The organism is Candidimonas nitroreducens (assembly GCF_002209565.1).
In the GTDB taxonomy this organism is placed as follows: domain Bacteria; phylum Pseudomonadota; class Gammaproteobacteria; order Burkholderiales; family Burkholderiaceae_B; genus Candidimonas; species Candidimonas nitroreducens.
In genome coordinates this window covers 1-16,797 of the sequence record NZ_NJIH01000023.1, presented here as the reverse complement: position 1 = coordinate 16,797, position 16,797 = coordinate 1, and the positions used below count along the sequence as shown (strand labels likewise).

Annotated in this window: 13 protein-coding genes; 1 reads left to right on the top strand and 12 read right to left on the bottom strand. The window is 61.8% G+C overall.

The genetic code is table 11. The features are described from left to right. Positions 1–83 precede the first annotated feature (83 nt). Positions 84–5,591, top strand: a complete 5,508-nt coding sequence (locus tag CEY11_RS24885; protein ID WP_088606140.1) for a PLxRFG domain-containing protein — start codon at positions 84–86, stop codon at positions 5,589–5,591. A 4-nt stretch (positions 5,592–5,595) separates the two neighbouring features. Here CEY11_RS24885 and CEY11_RS24880 read toward each other — a convergent pair whose 3' ends face one another. From CEY11_RS24880 to CEY11_RS24830, 12 genes are all read right to left on the bottom strand, one after another. Continuing rightward, entirely contained in the window at positions 5,596–6,126 is a 531-nt protein-coding gene (locus CEY11_RS24880; RefSeq protein ID WP_143323048.1) for a hypothetical protein, read from the bottom strand. Between the two features lie 143 nt (positions 6,127–6,269). After that, the gene (locus CEY11_RS24875) at positions 6,270–9,176 is read right to left on the bottom strand and encodes a DUF927 domain-containing protein (protein WP_088606138.1); all 2,907 of its coding nucleotides are present in this window, start codon (positions 9,174–9,176) and stop codon (positions 6,270–6,272) included. Between the two features lie 6 nt (positions 9,177–9,182). Then, positions 9,183–9,455, bottom strand: a complete 273-nt coding sequence (locus CEY11_RS24870; protein WP_088606137.1) for a hypothetical protein — start codon at positions 9,453–9,455, stop codon at positions 9,183–9,185. Between the two features lie 49 nt (positions 9,456–9,504). Next, on the bottom strand, positions 9,505–10,560 hold the full coding sequence (locus CEY11_RS24865; RefSeq protein WP_088606136.1) for a hypothetical protein: 1,056 nt from the start codon (positions 10,558–10,560) through the stop codon (positions 9,505–9,507). A 41-nt stretch (positions 10,561–10,601) separates the two neighbouring features. After that, positions 10,602–11,177, bottom strand: a complete 576-nt coding sequence (locus tag CEY11_RS24860; RefSeq protein WP_088606135.1) for a hypothetical protein — start codon at positions 11,175–11,177, stop codon at positions 10,602–10,604. Positions 11,178–11,189: 12 nt separating this feature from the next. After that, the gene (locus CEY11_RS24855; RefSeq protein WP_088606134.1) at positions 11,190–12,749 is read right to left on the bottom strand and encodes an SNF2-related protein; all 1,560 of its coding nucleotides are present in this window, start codon (positions 12,747–12,749) and stop codon (positions 11,190–11,192) included. A 2-nt stretch (positions 12,750–12,751) separates the two neighbouring features. After that, positions 12,752–13,036, bottom strand: a complete 285-nt coding sequence (locus tag CEY11_RS24850) for a DUF3310 domain-containing protein (protein WP_088606133.1) — start codon at positions 13,034–13,036, stop codon at positions 12,752–12,754. Position 13,037: 1 nt separating this feature from the next. Beyond that, on the bottom strand, positions 13,038–13,259 hold the full coding sequence (locus CEY11_RS24845) for a hypothetical protein (protein ID WP_088606132.1): 222 nt from the start codon (positions 13,257–13,259) through the stop codon (positions 13,038–13,040). Further along, positions 13,256–13,606, bottom strand: a complete 351-nt coding sequence (locus CEY11_RS24840) for a hypothetical protein (protein WP_088606131.1) — start codon at positions 13,604–13,606, stop codon at positions 13,256–13,258. Before CEY11_RS24840 ends, CEY11_RS24845 begins: the two co-directional genes overlap by 4 nt. After that, complete coding sequence (locus CEY11_RS24835) at positions 13,603–14,268, bottom strand: PD-(D/E)XK nuclease family protein (RefSeq protein WP_158215442.1); 666 nt, start codon at positions 14,266–14,268, stop codon at positions 13,603–13,605. Before CEY11_RS24835 ends, CEY11_RS24840 begins: the two co-directional genes overlap by 4 nt. Next, positions 14,261–14,431 (bottom strand): hypothetical protein, encoded by a 171-nt coding sequence (locus CEY11_RS25490; RefSeq protein WP_158215441.1) that lies wholly within the window; start codon positions 14,429–14,431, stop codon positions 14,261–14,263. Before CEY11_RS25490 ends, CEY11_RS24835 begins: the two co-directional genes overlap by 8 nt. 143 nt (positions 14,432–14,574) lie before the next feature. Further along, positions 14,575–16,401 carry a DNA polymerase gene (locus CEY11_RS24830; RefSeq protein ID WP_088606129.1) on the bottom strand — a complete coding sequence of 609 codons (1,827 nt, stop codon included), beginning with the start codon at positions 16,399–16,401 and terminating at the stop codon, positions 14,575–14,577. Between the last annotated feature and the right edge of the window lie 396 nt (positions 16,402–16,797).

Sequence of the window (16,797 nt, the reverse complement as noted above, 5' to 3'; positions counted from 1 at the left end):
TACCTTTCACGGGGCTGGTGCCTGACGCTGCCGCACCCGCTGCACCGCCCGACTACACCCAGCTAGGGCATGGCATCAACCCAATGCAGACGACGCCTGCGACGATGGCGGATCTCTACAAGCCCGTGGAGCCCGAGCCGTTCACGGGGATAGCACCGACACCGGCTGCGCCAGCCGGCCCCACCAAGGGTGACGTGCTTGTTGCACTGCGCAAGGCCAACCAGGCTTTGGGTGCCCGAGCGGTGCGTAAGGATGGTGAGGTTGCCAACACCGCTGCGGCGGCGCCGTTGCGTGAGGTACTCCAGTCGGCAACGCCCCTGGAGACGATGCGTGACCTGTACGGCAACGGTGGTCATCCGCGCGATGAGCTGCTGGACACCTGGCACAAGAACCTGACCGGCCAGACAATTCCCGAGTGGCAAGAGTCACACCCGCCGGAGCCCAAGACCAACAGTGCCGGGTTCGTTCCTGAGCCGCAGGGCCAGCTCCAGGCGCAGGTGGACGCCGTGCGTGAGGGGCGTAAGCCCGCCGTGGTGCTGGGTGTCGGTGAGGCCAAGGGGCTGAACCTGGACGGTCTGCATCAAGGTGTCGCTACCGACCCGACGACCCGTCGGCGCGCTGTCGTTGTCGCGGCCACTCCCGATGTGGTCAAGGCTGCGGTGGAGCGCACCAAGGCCGTGGGGCTGAAGCAGGCTATGGGCGAGGCTCTGGGTAATGCCAACCCCACCCTAACCACCCAGACGGCGCCTGACGCCGCGGTGGTGCAGCATGTGGATAACACCACCGGGCATGTGTTGAACGAGCAGCTGGCCCGCCCGCAGGACGCAGCTAACATCCAGCCGGTACCGGGCACGACCCCGCGCGTGGTGAGCCCCGATCAAGCCTTGGCCGAGCGCCAGGCTGGCACCGAGGCCGAGAAGCCCACGGCGAAACCGCCGCGCTTGGGGCGCAAGTCGACCGAGGATCTGATCGCCCTGGCCGAGAGCACTAAGGACGACGCAACCTACGATGCTGCGCGCTACGAGATGTTCAAACGCTGGGCCACGGACTCCGACGAGGGCATGTCCTACGCCTACCTGCACGACAAGGCCAATAAGTCGGCCATCACTCCCGCTGAGCAGGCGGCGTTCACCGACCGGTACAACGCCGAGCTGGAAGCCAAGGTCGCCCGGAAGGGCCAAGCCCTGGGCAAGAAATTCGATGCCAGCGTCCGGGAGCCGGTGTCGCCAGTGACTGATGAGAGTGGTACAGTAGGCGAAGCTGCTTCCCGTGCTCAGGAGCCCAGTGATGACCCATACGCCCATATCACCCAACGAGAAAATACGACTGCAGCTCAACAAGGAGTTGGGCGAGACGTTCTTGCAAGTCTTGAGCGAACCGTCCGTGGTGAACGAGATGGGGGCAACGCGCACGTTGTGGCAGAGCCAGGAAACGGGGAGGACGGTGGAGCACTGGAGCGCGCCAACAACCCCACTGCCCGAGTGGCCGAAGGACGGCCCGATACTACTGGTGGACACCCACGACCCGCTGCCACTGGAATAACCGAACGAGTTCTTGGGCCTGAGCGCGCCCACGACTCCAATGTCCTGGGTATGCGGCTCCTGGAGAATTTCCGGGAGAAGGGCGGTGCGCAGCTGGTTGGCCAGCATGTTGAATCTGGGCACGACTTGGCTGCCGTGTCACAGGTGTACCGTGATCCGCGCTTCGAGACGTTCCGAGTTATCTACACAGACCCAACGGGCAGGGTTGTCGGCGAGGCAGGCTACACCTCTCGCCTGCCTGGGGTTGCGGCGGTGCCCCCTGATCTCCCTGCGCTTATCGGGGCTGATAAGCAGCGATTCGGTGCGCAGGAATTCTATATCCTGCACAACCACCCGAGCGGGGTGTCTACCCCATCGCGTGCCGATGTGGACGCGACGCGGGTAATCGCGGCGCACATACCTGGGTTCCGGCAGCACGTCATTATCGACCATAACGAATACTCGGTTATCAATGCCAACGGCGACCAGGTTACATATCCAGCCCCCCACCTGGATGGCGTGGATTTTACGGCGAGCCCGGCCCTCGCGCACCCGCTAATCGGCCAGCGCCTGGAGTCCATCCCGCATGTCGTAGACATCGCCAAGCAACTTCAAACCCCCAACGGCTACGCCACGCTGGTGGCGCTCGATGCGAACCGGCACATCAACCTGCTGGCAGACATCCCACTGGCGATGGTGAAAGACAACACCCCCGCCGGGCAGCTCAAGCTCAACGAGCTGGTGCGCCGCGCCATCGCTGAATCTGGCGCTGGCGGTGACCGCTTCATTGTGCTGCCCCACGGCGAGAATATCGGGCCGGCTCTTGGCCCCATGACCCGAGGACTTGCCGCGGATATCGTCAATGCGGATGGCTCATCTGCCCGGCTGTCCGGGCTACGCCGCAGCGAGGACTTTTTCCTGAAAACAGCCCAGCCCACGCGCGTACTGGAGAGCGCCCAGTCGGTGCCGCTGGAAAGTGCTGCCGTGCAGGAGGCCGAGAAGCGCACGTTCACGAAACCGTTTAGCGACGCCACCCGTACTGTCACCGCCGGTGTTGTAGCCCAGGCGCGCAGTGAGGAAATCCACCCGGCTCTGCTGTCGGCTATGACGTTGCGTCAGATTGACCAGCAGTATGGCAAGAAGCTCCCGGCTCTGCGCCCGTGGATTGGCTCGCTCATGGAGCGTGGCGCCGCGGCCAGCCGCATCAGTGCCAAGGCTGATCGGGTAGCCCTGCAGTGGGAACAGTCGGTTAAGAGCAGCGCCGAGCGCAAGGCCCTGGCTGATGTACTGCTGCGCGAGAGCTTGGCTGAGCTAAATCTGAACAACACCGACCCGAAATACATAGCCAGCCTGGAGCCGGAGCAGCGCGCCGAGTACCACACCCTGCGGGCAAAGCTGGCTACGCTGTCGCCAGAGGCCCGCGAGATCCGCACCAAGGCGCATGAGGTGTTGCGCGAGCAGTGGAGCTACACCCGTGAGGCATTGGGTAAATTCATCTCCCAGACGGTGGCTGACCCCGCGATGCGCGCTGAGCGCTTGAAGGGGCTGGACGACCTCATGGGCCGCAACCGTGGGAACTACTTCCCGCTGTCGCGGTTCGGCGACCGCATCGTGGTGGCCCGTGGCGCGGCCAAGGACGGCCGGGATATTGTCTCGTTCCACGAGTCGGCGGCGAGTGTGGAGCAGGAGGTACGCCGCCTCAAAGCCGAGGGCGTCAGCCCCCGCGACATCACGGTAACGTTACGTGCCGAGCGTGATCCGAGCCAGCGCCCTACGGCAGGGTTCCTGGGTGAGCTGCATGCCATGGTGGATCATGCAGACATGGACACTAGCACCCGCGAGGATCTGCACGAGGCGCTGCAGCAGTTGTACCTGAAGTCGCTGCCTGAGCTGTCTGGCGCCAAGCACATGATCCGCCGCCAGAATATTGAGGGCTACAGCCAGGATGCGCTGCGCAGTTTCGCCGACGCGGTGACGCGCGGTAGCCGGTACGCTGCCCACCTGGAGTATGCGCCGGCCATCCACGCCGCGGCCGAGAGCGCCGAGTCACAATCCCAGTCCGCGGAGAAGCGCCAGGTTGCAGTTGTGGTGGGTCGCAAGGATGGCCAGGCCCCCGTGGTGAGGGTCACGCCGGTTGGCGTGGATCGCCTGGAGGCGGCAAAGCAGCTGGCCCGTGATGGTTACGCCCCGGAGTTCTTCAACACCACCGTCGAGGGTGCGCGTGAGCGCCTGGCGGGTGCACTTGAAGGGGTTCCCAGCGAGCAGATTGACAAGTTCGTAGATCAAGTACAAGCCTTGGCGCAGCGCCGCCCCGATGGGGTAGAGGACTTGCGCGCCGCCAAGGCGCTGTACAACCGCATGATCAAGCTACAGCAATACCACGGCACCGACAGCCTGGATAAGGTGGTCGACGCTCTGGGCAAGGTGGGCTACACCTGGTACCTGGGGTTCTCGCCGTCGTTCTGGGCGATGAACATGCTGCAGAACCCCATGATCGGAATCCCGCACCTGGGCGCGCGGTACGGTGTCACCAAGACCTCGGTCGAGTGGCTGAACGCCGCCCGGTGGTTTGCTGGGGTGCGCATTGGCAAGCGCTTGCGCGACGCCACAACCCCCTTCTCGATAGAGTGGCTGCGCGACCAGGTTAAGGCTGGCGAGCTTAAGGGCATATCCAAACAGGAACTGGATATGCTGCAGCAGCTGGAGGATCGACAAGTCCTGGATTTCACCCAGGCGATGGATCTCTCGCGCATCGGGAAAGCCTCGTCCGGCACGGCCTACAAATTCCTGCGTCTGGCTGCTGCCGGGGCGCACCATACCGAGGTGTTCAACCGAGTCACGTTTGCCCTGGCAGCCTACCGCTTGGCGCTCAAATCCAGTGCCGACATCACCCACGAGGAAGCGGTGCGCCGCGCCGAGGACGACGTGGCGGCTGCGCACTTCGACTATAGCTTTGCGAATAAGCCGGCAATGATGCGTGGCAAGTCACGGCTCGTGTTCATGTTCCAGCAGTACCGCCAGCACATGCTGTATTGGTGGGGCAACACCATCAAAGATATGGTGAAGGGCGAGACGCCCGAGGATCGTGGCCGGGCGCTCAAGGCGGCGCTGCTCATGGGCGCGGCCCAGGGCATCTTCGCCGGTGCCATGGGGTTACCATTTGTCGGCACAATCGGCCAACTTGCCAATATGTTCGCCAGCGACAATGACGACGGCGAGCCGTTCGACTTTAAGCGCTGGATCACCCAGGCAGCAGTGGATGCCACCGGCTCCCAGAAGGCTGGCGAGGTGATGGCCAATGGTATCTTCGCCGCGGTGGGCGCGGATGTGTCCCGGCGCATCGGCCAGGCCGACCTGCTGCCGCTCATCAACATGGGCAGCAAGAGCTATGCTCAGCACACCGACGACAAGGTGCGCGACTACTTGTTCGACTTGCTCGGCCCGCTGGGGTCTATCGCAGTGGATGCAGCCAAGAGCGTCGACATGTTCTCGTCCGGCCAGACCCTGCAGGGCCTCGCCGCCGCGTCGCCCCAGGCAGCTAAGGGCATCATCCAAGCGTATGCGCTGGATACCGAGGGATTGAAAAACAAGCGTGGCCAGGTTCTTGCCACGGCTGACAAGTTCGACGGCTCCGACCGCGCCATGCAGCTGCTGGGTGTAAAGCCCATGGACGTGACGCACGTCCAGGCCGACCGTGGCCGGGTACTCGACGCCGAGTATTATTTCAAACAGCGTGCCCAGATACTGGAGCAGTCGTTTGTGCAAGCGTGGACTCGCCAGGACGACAAGGGTATGAGCGACGCGCTCGACGGCATCAAGGAATTCAACAACAAACTCATGAAGGGCAACCTGGCTACCAAGTCCAATATGGTCACGGGCCAGAAGCTGGAGTCCGCGCTCAAGACCTACATGCAACAACAGATGATGCTGGCGCTCTCGAACGGCGCCGCGGCGTCTCGCCAGGAGCTGATGATGGCGATGCGCATGTCAGGGCTCTACAATCCTGTGGCGCTGGGTGCTACACCGACAGCGTTGCCGGGGAATATGCCGGGCCTGCCAGGACTGCCGTAGCCTGTTATTTGGGTAGCTTGCCATCGAGCACGGGCGGCTCGACCATTTCGCCTAAGTGTAGATCTTTGATGCTTGGGGAGTCCTTGAGGTTATCAAGTATGGCGCCGGTGACTATATGGCGGATAGGCGTACCTGTCAGTATCGATATCATATGCACGCGCTTGCTTAGGTCTGGGTCGATGAGGACGCTCACCTGTATAGATGGGCCGCCCTTTGGCTCTGGGTAGGGCATGAGCCGCGGGTTGCCAGGGCGCTTGTCAAAGTACTTGGATATAGTCATGCTCACCAGTGACTGTAGTGAGCCATATGGGTACGGATTGTCCTCAGCGACTATCCGCATGGCCCTGTGCAGGGCAGTTGGCACGCGGAATAGCAAAGGCTTTGTGTTTGTGTCTTCCATATACTTCTGGCGCCGCAGCAGTGCATCGCTCGGCGGTGCTCCTGTGCGCGGATATGGCGCCCTCCTGGAAGCTGTTTTCTTGACAGCTGTTTTGGTAGCTGTTTTGGCAGGTGACTTGGTGGCTGGCTTGCTCATGGCAGGGCCTACTATTCAGAGTATTAGTATTAGCCGATAGTAAGCAGTTACTATTTCGCTGCCAAGATAGTAACACTGAACTGTGTGGATTTTGCTACATCAATTTACACCCTATTAGCGCACCGCCCGTCTGGGCGGCGCTTTTATTTCACCCGACGTATTGGCGGCAGCTCCTTAACTTTGGTGTCCACCCCCTCCGTGAACTCCCGCAACGCTGGGTGCAGCAGGTTGAACTCCAGCGCCTTGGTTCGTGCCGACGGTGTGCGGGTGCCGCGGCCCAGGCTAACCACGACAGGACTGTTAGTCTTGAGTAGCGGGGTGCCTACCGCGTCGATGTCCGTCGCGGCGTTGCGGATAAATGAGCTGACATCGTAGCCGTTGTCGTTGCAGAACCGCATGAACGCCGGTAGCGAGATGTACAGGCTGTGCACGGGCAACTCGGCACGGCCTACCAGCTGGCCGCCTCGCACACCATCCTCGGGATGGTAGATGGGTATCACGGTCGACGCATTGATTTGGCGCTCGGAGACAGTCAGCAGCCGGTTGGTGTTCTGCTCCAGGAACTGGGCCAGGATATCGGTGCTGCTCGCCACCCGCACCACGCTATCGGTGCGCTGGTCACGCAGCGTCTGGACGATCCACTTAACCATGGCCTCGGTGTCGTACTGCAGCAGCCCTAACTGGCGCGATGCGGCAGCGACGGCGATGGTCGCTGCGCACGACGCAATCCAGAACCGGTACGTGGGGTCGCCGTCCACGGCCTGATCCAGGCGCACAGATACTTTATCCATGATTGAGGCGCACACGTCGTGGTTTTCCATGGCGAATTTCACGATGAGCGGGCCAGCCAGGCCGTAGTTTTCGACGAACCCGGTGCGCAACGCGATACGGTCAAGGTAGCCTACCTGTTCAGGGAACGGCAGATCCATCGACACCTCAATGATGCGGGCGAATAGTCCCTGAGTGTCGCCACGCTGCGATTGCAGTTTGGCGCGCACGGAGCTGTTGCTGGTGGTGATGGCCGGCAGCATCCACCCAGGCAGCACGGGTTTGGGCGACGAGTCTGAGTTCAGGCGTTCTTTCTCTCGCCCCTGGTTCATCGAGTACACCAACGCCTCCAGCTCCCAGGACGGCTTGTCCGTCACCTCGTCCATGAGAATGGGTAGGTTCTTGTGGCGGCTCGCTTTATGGAATAAGGAGTTCAGTGTGTCCTGGCTCTGGCTTTTCAGGCCGTCGGGGTTGCCCCACCATGACAAGGCAGCCAGACCTGCGGTGGATTTGCCGCGCCCGGATTCTTGGGAGTACAGCGATAACACAACGCCTGACAGTTTCGTCAGGGGTAGGAACACCCCGGCGGCGCCGTAGCACAGGGCGAACTGGTAGGCTTCACCGCCACGGCGGTTGTAGAGTTCAGCAGTCTTTTTCCACGCGGCGAGCGAGCCTCGTGGTTCATAGTTGCGCAGAACCGCCTTGGTGCTGGGGGGCACTGGCAGGTCATACTGCGGGGTCATGTCGCGGCGGTAGGCCGTGGAGCCCACGACGAACGTGCCATCATCCTGCCAGCCCATTTGCTCGGCGACAGTCGCGCTGCGGCGCTGGGCCTGCGCATCCTGGGTCATACGCTGAACCAGGTTCAAGAGGTCGGCAGCATGCTTTGCCATATAGATAACTCCTTTGCCGTTTAGCTCTCGGGCGATATCCAGTTTGCTTGACAAGGCCTTGCTGGGTATCGTGATGCGTCGCGGCTTCTCGCCCTCGGACTGTACGTAGAGCTGGATGTCTGTGGCGAAATTGTTGCGCTCGCTGGCGGCTAAGCGCTCGGGGCACAAGAACCCCCTAAAGATAATTTCTTCGCGCCAGAGCTGTGTCTGCTCGTCCTTCACCCGCTTGAGGATGTGCTGGCCATCGTAGACAAAGCCTTGCGGCATCTTGATATCCGGCCGGTCTTCACGCTCTACGGTGAGGACTTCGCCGTCCTCGGTGGTGACATGCTGCGTGGTAGTGATGACCGGCGCAACAGGAACCGTCTCCTTGTAGCCCAGCTGGATAGGGCTGGTGATGCGGAATTCACACCCCTGACAGCCAGCTGGGTTTACCAGCCTGAACCGCTCGCAAGTGGTTGGGCCGATGTTCTTGGCTTCGAGCTGGGCTAGTTTCTCGTCCGTACTCTCCTTGGTGTACCCAGGGTGCTTGTTCGAGAACGCATGAGCGATGCGCCTGCCGTCTTCGACATGGCGCAGCAGCTGGATAGTGGCAAACCACTGGGGTTCGCTTTGCGTGTCCTGGTGCTGGTAGGCCCACTGTACCTGACGGCACTGGCGGATCATCGGCTCGATAAAGGACGGCCGCAACTCCAGCCCACCGCCCAGGTCATCACCCGAACCGAACAGCGCGGACGGTATTGCGGCGGGCGCCTGGATAGCTGCCGGTGCCGCAGGGTGGGCGTGCAGCTTTGCCGCCAGGGCAGAGGGGTCGTAGGTGATGTCCTCAAAGGATTCCATCACCACTTCGCGCGGCGCGCCGTACTCTGGCTTGCGGTTGTGCGAGCCAGGTAGGCGCAGGATGCGGGCAGCATCCGCTGAGAGAGTGTCAGCCTTTACCCCGAGAGACTGCCAGGTCGCCTGGAACGCATCGGCAAGCGGCTTCCACTGAACAGTAGGCAGTGCTTCACGCAGTACCCAGTAGGCATGCATACCACCGCCAGACTGGACTTTGATGGATGGGGCTCCGACAACCTCGGCAAGTCGTTCGACATCGGCCGCCGCCTCGGCCGGCGACGGGTAGTGTTTATAGTCGACATCGAGCCACAAGCATTGAAGCTCGACGGTGTTGGCGGCTTTGCGGCCAGCGGTGGGGTCGGCGTATGTCGCTAGGGCAATATAGGTAGTGATGCCCTCGGCGTCGAGCCTGGAAGTTTCTTGAGCAACTTCCTCGTTCGTGGCGAGAAAGAGATGCTTGAACCCCTTTGTCCAACGGGGCGGCTTGTATGCGACAACCCTCAATCCATTTGCTGGCAACACCGCTGCGAGATAGCGCAGGGCGTCTTGCATAACGGCCTACTTCGTCATGCGGCGACCACGCAGGGCGGCCCGGATGGCGACAATACGGCGAGCCGGCGGCATGCCGGTGACATCGCCGTCGGGCAGGATGCCTGCGTCGACAGCGGCCTGCACAGCCGTGGTGGTTTTCGTCACGCGGTCAACTAGGAAGCGGTTCACGCCACCGCCACGCAGCCAGCGAAAGCCCGTGGTGCGGGTCACGTCGTACAGGGCGGCGATATCGGTGGCGTTCAGGCCAGCGCGTTTGTGCAGAGTGTGGGGAAATTGCATAACTGACTCCAAGGGTGAAGCACAGCCCCTTGTGGGGGCTGCTGGTGTACTAGAACTGAATGGCGGCCAGGGCCTTGTCCAGGTCGCCCATCACATCGTCCACTCCCGCTGGTGACATCGCCGTGGTTTGTTCGGCTACCGGCTCGGTCTGGGCTGCAGGCTCAGCCGCATCGGGAATGGGGGTGACTGAACTGCCGAAGGCGCCCTTGCGCGGGCTGCGGGTGCGCTTGGGTTTATCCTCCGTGGCCGACGCAGGCTGTTCCGGAGCCTGCGCTTCGGCTGCAGTTGCCACAGGCTCGGTGGTTTGCGCAGGGGCCTGAGCGTCGGCAGGGATACCGAACTGATCCGCGGGGGGTTGCGCTTCAGCAGTAGCCGCTGCCGAGCCCCTGGCCGGGTTCAGGCCCAGCACGTCCTCAACCACCGGGTCACTGATGCGCTCAGCCACTGCGTTCATTTCTTCCTGGGTCAGGACACGCTCGAAGCGGAACATGATTTTGGGGTAGGCCGCATCGGCGTCGAACGACAGCTTGGTGACCACCGCGGCGTAGGGGATGCCCCGCTGCTTGAGTGCCTTGCCGTAGGCTGCCAGGTCGCCGAGCGAGGCCGCCGGCACGCGCAGCAGGATGGGGGAGTACTCCAGATCCTCGGCTGGCAGGATGGCGACGCGGCGCACGTCGGCGCACGCCTTGATCTTTGCCCCTGACGGGCTGATCTTCGACCCCCATGCATTCATGGGGCACTGGGCACAGTTCGTGTGCTGCGGGTGCGGGGCGTCGGCACCCGGCGTCACACCGTCATTGGAATAGCAATCCGGCTTGGCGTCGGTGCCCTCTACGTACTGGCCGGCATAGTAGGTCTTGGACACAGCAGGGTTGGATCGCAGCAGCACCACCTTGATGGACGGTGCCAGATCCTGGGTGTTGGGGATGTAGATGGGGCGTTCTTCACCACCCTCGACAATGCGCCACTTGGCGCCACGGATGGAGATAACCGGGAAGCCCGACGAGACGCCAGCGTCCAGGTCGTTGGCGCCGTTCAGGGCGTTGAATTGCTCCAGCAGCGCCGGCGGCAGATTGAGTTGGGGAATGATGGCAACGTTAGACATGGTGACCTCGTGCGGTTGTGTGGTTAGATGCTTAACCTGGGTTAATTCGAGCGGACGTTGACGACGAACGCCGCGCTGCGGTTCAGGCCCGGCGGCAGTTCCTGGGTTTCTTCCAGATACGCTTCGACGGCCGACTTGCTCGCGCGGGCCTCGATGAGTGCCAGCTGGCCAGAGTTGAGAATTACGTTCTTGATCGCGGCCTTGGCGTCTGCGCTCACTGGGAGTGCCTCCAGGCTGCGATCCAGGACAAAGCCGATGAACGTCTCGTTGTCGGCCACACTGATGGTGGTGTGCTCTTTCTTGTAGGGCGTGCCAGCCTCGTTCTTCAGGGAGTCGACCTTTAGTTCGTTCATCTGATCCAGGAACTTGGACTCGATGAGATCCATGGCGGCACGCAACGGTGCGAGGCGCTGCGCAGCCTGAACCTTTAGGTCTTTCTCGGAGTCGCGCAGCCGCAAGTACATGCGGGTGAGCTGCGCCATGTCGGCCCCATTGTCGATTTGATGCTGGACAATCTCGGGCAGGGTAGAAGGGGTAGTGGGTGCGGGCGCCGCGGCGGGGGGTTCAGCCTCGGTGGCGTCCACCTCGGGGATGGGATTGAGTTCGAGTACGGTCATGGTGGTTTCCTATTACAGTGGTACAGAGACAACTTCCAGGAGCAGGTCTTGCGCGTCCTGGTTCTTCTGCAAGCGGGCATAGATCTGCCGCTCAACGGGGGTGCCTTCGAGCATGACGATGTATGTCCGCCGGACTTGGCCAGGCCGGGTGATGCGGTGGTTGGCTTGGTCAAAAACATCCGAGCTTGTCGTGGGGGCGAGCCACACGATGGTGTTGGCCTCGGTGAGCGTGAGGCCGTGGCTCATGGTGGTGGGGTTGGCCAGCAGCACGCGGCTCTTTGAAGCCGGCAGATTCTGGAATCGCCAGAACGCCTGGTCACGGTCAGTCTTGCTGGTCTGGCCATAGACCAGCTCGGTGGGGTAGCGCCGGGCGATAGCGTTGCGCACGTTCTCCAGGGCTGCGACGAACGGCACAAAGACAATGATCTTGCCCTCGGCCTGCTCGCAGATTTCCAGCACCTCCTGGATACGCCCGCTGTTATCCAGCGACACGGTTTCGCCGTCGGTGGTGTAGACCGCGCCGGCGGCCACCTGCACCAGCTTCATCAACCGGTCGGCCATGTTCACGGCGCGCACTGTGCCCGCGTCCACCTCGGCTTTCATCTTCAGGCGGATCTGCTCATAGACCAGCTTCTGTTCGGTGGTCAGCGCGATGTGCCGATACTCTGGCGTGGTGGGTGGCAGTTCTTCGCGCGTTAAGCGAATGGCCGGCTGCATGGCCAGGCGCACCGTCTCGATGGCAGTAGGCTTGGCCTCATACCGATAGGGCGCCACCTTGTACATCGTGAGGCTGCGGAAGCTCCCGAAGTACTTGGGCACGTTGGATGGGTTAACCAGGCGAATTTGTGCCCAGGCATCGGTCGGGGCGGTCGGGGTTGGCGTACCTGTTAGCCCCCACACCCAGCGATCCAGAGGCTTGCATACCGTCTGGGCAGCCTTGTATTTATCCGTCTGGCTATTGCGGTAGACGGCGATTTCGTCGACAGCCACCACGTCGATATCGGGGCGCTGGGCCAGCTCACCAGCAATGATCTCCACGCCATCGTGGTTCACGATGTACACGTCGAACGGGTGAGCCAGCAGCTTGCGCCGTCGCGCGGCGGTGCCGTGCAGTACGGCGAACGTAAGGTGAGGCAGGTGCTTGAAAATCTCATCGCCCCAGGTACGCTCCAGAGTGGAGAGCGGCGCAACCACCAGCAGGCGCTTACGCAAGCCTAGGCTGCGCAGATAGTCGAACGCCCAAAGGGCAGTAATCGACTTGCCTGTACCCATCTCCGACAGGTTGAACGCCCGCGGGTGCAGGGTCAGGAACTCGGCGGCAACCTGTTGCTTAGCGAACGGCCCATTGGGAAATGAGCATGGCCAGCTGTACTGGTACAGGATCGGCGACGGAGCCGGCACGCCTACGTTGCGCAGCAGCCGCACTACGTCCAGGGTGTGTGGCACTGCATAGAGCGTGTGCCCCCGGAACGGGAATGGCCTGGCCATGGGCAACAGGTTGCACAGCATGGCCGGGTTCGCGGGGTTAAGCGCGAGGGCCTTGTGCGGCGCCGAAACAAGAACGGATTGCACGGCTAACCCCGTTGCTCGCCTTCAAGTTCGATCAACAAATCGATGTAGTGGCGGGCCTTCTCCAAGTCTTTGATGCCGCCCTTACTGCGCCAGCGGCTGACGTACTTGATGACGTTGCCTTCCAGGTAGCCGATGCCGTTCTTGTGGATGAACTCGACCGGCTGGATGGGCATGTCCTTGTAGTGATCGCCGCCAACCTGGGTACCCAGGGGGGACGACGGCGCGGCTTGGTGCTGCAGGCTTGCTAGGTACTGCCGCGCGGCCAATGCGGGATCGGGGTACTCCATGTCACACCCCCGCGCGCAGAATGGTCAGTTGCTCATTCAGGAACGCGGCCAGGGCGTCGTGGGTGCGGGTAGGTACATCGAAAGCCTCGATGTCCAGCGGGCGTATGGTTGCGTCTTCTGTCGTTTCCAGATCGCGCCACTGGTGGCGGGCCATGTAGAGCTTGCCGTGCCAGTGCTCTAGAAACTTGTCGCCCTGCTTGTAGGTAATTTTGTAGATTCTCATTGCTGAACCTTTTTAAGAACGCGGTCGCGCAGAACATCCACGGCGTCGGCGCTGCGCACGCCGACCAGCGACACGCCGCCGGACTTGTTCACCGAGTCGTGGAACGCACGCTGTGGTTCGGTGCAGTCCTCGGGGTTGTTGGGTGCTTTGGTTTCGATGGAGAAGAAGACCCCGCGCCAGCAGCCCACAAAGTCGTGGATGCCCCAGACGGAGCCGGGGCCTGCGTGCGGCATGAAAAAGAAACCCTCGATGTCGTGAGGGATGTCTGCCGCTTTGGTGACTGAATGCAGCCCGTAGCCCATGAGGCGTTTCTTGACGGCGTCTTTGACGCGCCCCTCGGGAGTCATGACTGGCTCCCGTTGAACTCGCAGGTCTTGACGCGGCAATACTTCCTACAGAGCCCTGACGGCTTCGGGGGGTAGTCGCCTGTCTTGGCGGCGTGCTCCATGCGCTGCACACGCGGCAGGAACGCCTGCCAGGTGGCGGGCACATCGGCTCGGTCAAACACCCGAGTCGTGGCGCGCTTGTCCTTGAGCCACACGTACATCACGCTGATGCGCTGCAGGTGTGGGTAGGTGCCGAACATGACGTTCGATTGCAGGCGCAGCTGGTCGTCGCCCTCGCGGTACTTGCCAGACTTCCAGTCCATGGCAAAACCGCGATCCTCATGGATCTTGACCACATCACCCACGGCCCGCACCCAGGCTGTGGGCGCGAAGAACTCCACGGGTTGCAGCTGGGCATCCAGGGCGTACTTGTATTCCGCTTGCAGCGCGCCTGGAGAAGACTCCAGCCGGGCGACGACAGGCTCAACGTGGCGCAGGAACACCGGCAGCTCAATGCCGGCATTGATGCGGTTCTCTAGATATGTGTGGCAGAGCTTGCCGAACTGCTGGGCTTCGCCAGGAGGGTCTGGCCAGCGCTTGAGCACCCGCATCTCGTGGTACTGGCGCGGGCATGTCTCAAAAGCGGACAGCGCTGAATACGACCAGGCAAAGGGCTTAGGCATGCTCGGCCTCAGCCTGTGGCAGGTGCTTAAGCGCCAGGAGCATGGCACGGCGGCAGTCATTCCAGCCGCGTGTGTAGGCGTCGTCCTCGATGGAGTTGCCGATGTGGGTTAGGGCTTCTGGAATTTTGTTGGGTGTCTCGGTGGGTGTGGTGTGGTGGTTCATGGTTATGGCCTTTTTATTACCATCTTGATGGTAACGTTAGAGTAAAGAGCAGTAGGACAGAGCCGGTGGTCGGCTCTCTATAAGGCGGGGTGTGGGACAGTTTTATTCTAGCAGAATACCATCATGATGGTAACGTGGTTACACTAAGATTTCGCCTCGGCGTAGCGATAGCCGATGCCGCCCTCGGCAGCCACGGGCAGCTCGGGTATCCAGGGGGGAGCCTGGTGCATACAGTCCAGCGCCAGCGCCAGTACATCCTCGGCGTGCTGCTTGGGGGCGACCAGTACTAGCTCGTCGTGGGCGAACAGCGCTAGCTTGTGGTGGTAGCGGCTTGTGTTCTGATCGCGCATGACCTCGATCATCTGGTCGGTGACCACGATGCGAGCCAGGGCCTGGATCAGATTCTCGGTCGCCTTGGCGCCGTAGAGCTTGGATGGCTTGCCCTTTTGCAGGTAGATCCAGCTGCCGTTACCGTCTGGCTTGAGGTAGGGGTAGCGGATCAGGAACCCATTGGGTAGGCGTAGCCCCTCGCCGCAGGTCTGGAAGTATCCAAAGTCGCGCTCGATGCCCTCATACACGCAGGACAAAGCGCTATTCATGGTGCGCCAGAACTGGGGAATCATTGCGAATCGGGCACGATACAGATCCACAATGCGCTCACACTGAGGGTCTTCCATCTCCACCGACGGCGTGCCGGTGTAAAGCGCCAGCTGGAACTTGAACCAGCCCATGCCATAGCCCAGCCCCAGCACCGAGGTCTTGCCAACGTGGCGCTCCAGGGGGTGGCTAATCTTGTCCACGGGGTACCCGTAGATGTCCGTGGCAAACCCTGAGTAGATGTCCTCTTTATTGCGGAAGGACTGCACCAGGTCGGCCTGGCCGGCGACGGTGGCGAGCGAGCGCGCCTCGATCTGGGACGAGTCGACAACAATAATTGCACAGCCATCGGGGGCCGTGATGGACTCGCGCAGCACCCCGCCACGCTTCAGGTTCTGCGGGTTCTGCTTGTTCCCACCAGAGTGGCGCCCAGTGGTTCCGGCACCGAAGTAATTCAGCAGCACGGGCCACGGCCGGTTGGCCCGCGCCGGCACCAGCAACCGCTCGGTACGGGTTTCCTCGATGGTGGATTTGACCCCCATCCGGGCAGCCACCAGGGTGGACACTCGCGGGTCGTCGTGCTCCAGCAGCGCCTTGAAATCCGGATCGGTCTTGGCAAACGCCAGCGTCGGCTTGCCCGTGGTCTTGGAAATTTTCATCGGGGGGTCGACCCCCAGTGCCTCCAGCAGGTCGGCGAACATGTCGTTGGACATGAGCGCGTCACGGCTTGTCAGTCCCGCCTTGACCAGCAGGTCGGCCTTGCCCTCGCGCACCTCGACCAGGTAGCGCTCCAGCATCTCGGTGTCCAGGCGCAGCAGGGGATCCAGGAACATGCGCAGGGTCAGGTCAATGACCCGCAGCTCGCTCGCAGGGAAGCCGCCGGCCATCATTCGCTGGAAAATTTCCCAGCACAGCTCGGTGTCGTGGATACAGTAGTCAGCGCCCGCGGCGTATTCGCGGGGGCTCAGCTCGCGCTTACCGCGCATGTTCTCCACCTCTGTGCCCTTGGGCGGCAGGCCGTAGTACTCGGCCAGGGCCTTCAAGGAGTGCCGGCTGTTATGCCCCAGCATGGGCCTGGCCATAGACAGAGTGTCCAGCCAGAGTTTGGGCTGCGGGGTGTGGTAGTGCTGGGTGAGGATGTAGCCATCGAACGCCGTGTTCTGGGCCAGGATGCCCGTGTTGGGCCAGTCAATGCGTGACAAGACGTGGGGAATGACGTGGGGAGGAAAACAGTGGGTGGTGCCGCCGGCGTCGCGCAGACTCATCATGTGAACCTTGAACCGTTGGTCGTGGACATAACTGTCGGTGGTCATCTTCGACAGCGAGTACTCCTGGTCGTAGTAAGTTTCAAAATCCAGTGCCAGTATTTTCATCGTGGGATCTCCGGCAGGTGCGACAGCGCCCGCTGGATGTGATCGGGCAGCTCAATGTGACGTAGCCGCAGGAAGCTGGTCAGGTAGGACAGGCAGCTGTTCGCGTACTCTTGGGTGTCAGGGTCAGGGGTGTGGAGTCCGAGCAGGATGCGCTCGTAAAAACGGACGGTTGAGATAAGCACAGGTAGCCCCAGGTGGATAGGTTTTTTCCAGCCTATCAGGTTTGCATATCACTGGGAATGAGGTAGTTCAGCACCGCGCCGAGTCGGCGGTTTAGGGCTCTTCCTCATGAACGGGGGACAAGCGGTATTCATTAAACTTGTTTTTGCGAAGAACGAGCTTAACGGAGCGAATACCGATGTCCCCAGTAGATTCTATCTTAGGAATCCGAGATGT

Coding starts and splice junctions, on each gene's coding strand:
- CEY11_RS24860 (WP_088606135.1), bottom strand. CDS start 11,177: ATGACCGTACTCGAACTCAATCCCATCCCCGAGGTGGACGCCACCGAG.
- CEY11_RS24885 (WP_088606140.1), top strand. CDS start 84: ATGCAGACGACGCCTGCGACGATGGCGGATCTCTACAAGCCCGTGGAG.
- CEY11_RS24865 (WP_088606136.1), bottom strand. CDS start 10,560: ATGTCTAACGTTGCCATCATTCCCCAACTCAATCTGCCGCCGGCGCTG.
- CEY11_RS24840 (WP_088606131.1), bottom strand. CDS start 13,606: ATGACTCCCGAGGGGCGCGTCAAAGACGCCGTCAAGAAACGCCTCATG.
- CEY11_RS24870 (WP_088606137.1), bottom strand. CDS start 9,455: ATGCAATTTCCCCACACTCTGCACAAACGCGCTGGCCTGAACGCCACC.
- CEY11_RS25490 (WP_158215441.1), bottom strand. CDS start 14,431: ATGAACCACCACACCACACCCACCGAGACACCCAACAAAATTCCAGAA.
- CEY11_RS24835 (WP_158215442.1), bottom strand. CDS start 14,268: ATGCCTAAGCCCTTTGCCTGGTCGTATTCAGCGCTGTCCGCTTTTGAG.
- CEY11_RS24875 (WP_088606138.1), bottom strand. CDS start 9,176: ATGCAAGACGCCCTGCGCTATCTCGCAGCGGTGTTGCCAGCAAATGGA.
- CEY11_RS24880 (WP_143323048.1), bottom strand. CDS start 6,126: ATGAGCAAGCCAGCCACCAAGTCACCTGCCAAAACAGCTACCAAAACA.
- CEY11_RS24830 (WP_088606129.1), bottom strand. CDS start 16,401: ATGAAAATACTGGCACTGGATTTTGAAACTTACTACGACCAGGAGTAC.
- CEY11_RS24850 (WP_088606133.1), bottom strand. CDS start 13,036: ATGGAGTACCCCGATCCCGCATTGGCCGCGCGGCAGTACCTAGCAAGC.
- CEY11_RS24845 (WP_088606132.1), bottom strand. CDS start 13,259: ATGAGAATCTACAAAATTACCTACAAGCAGGGCGACAAGTTTCTAGAG.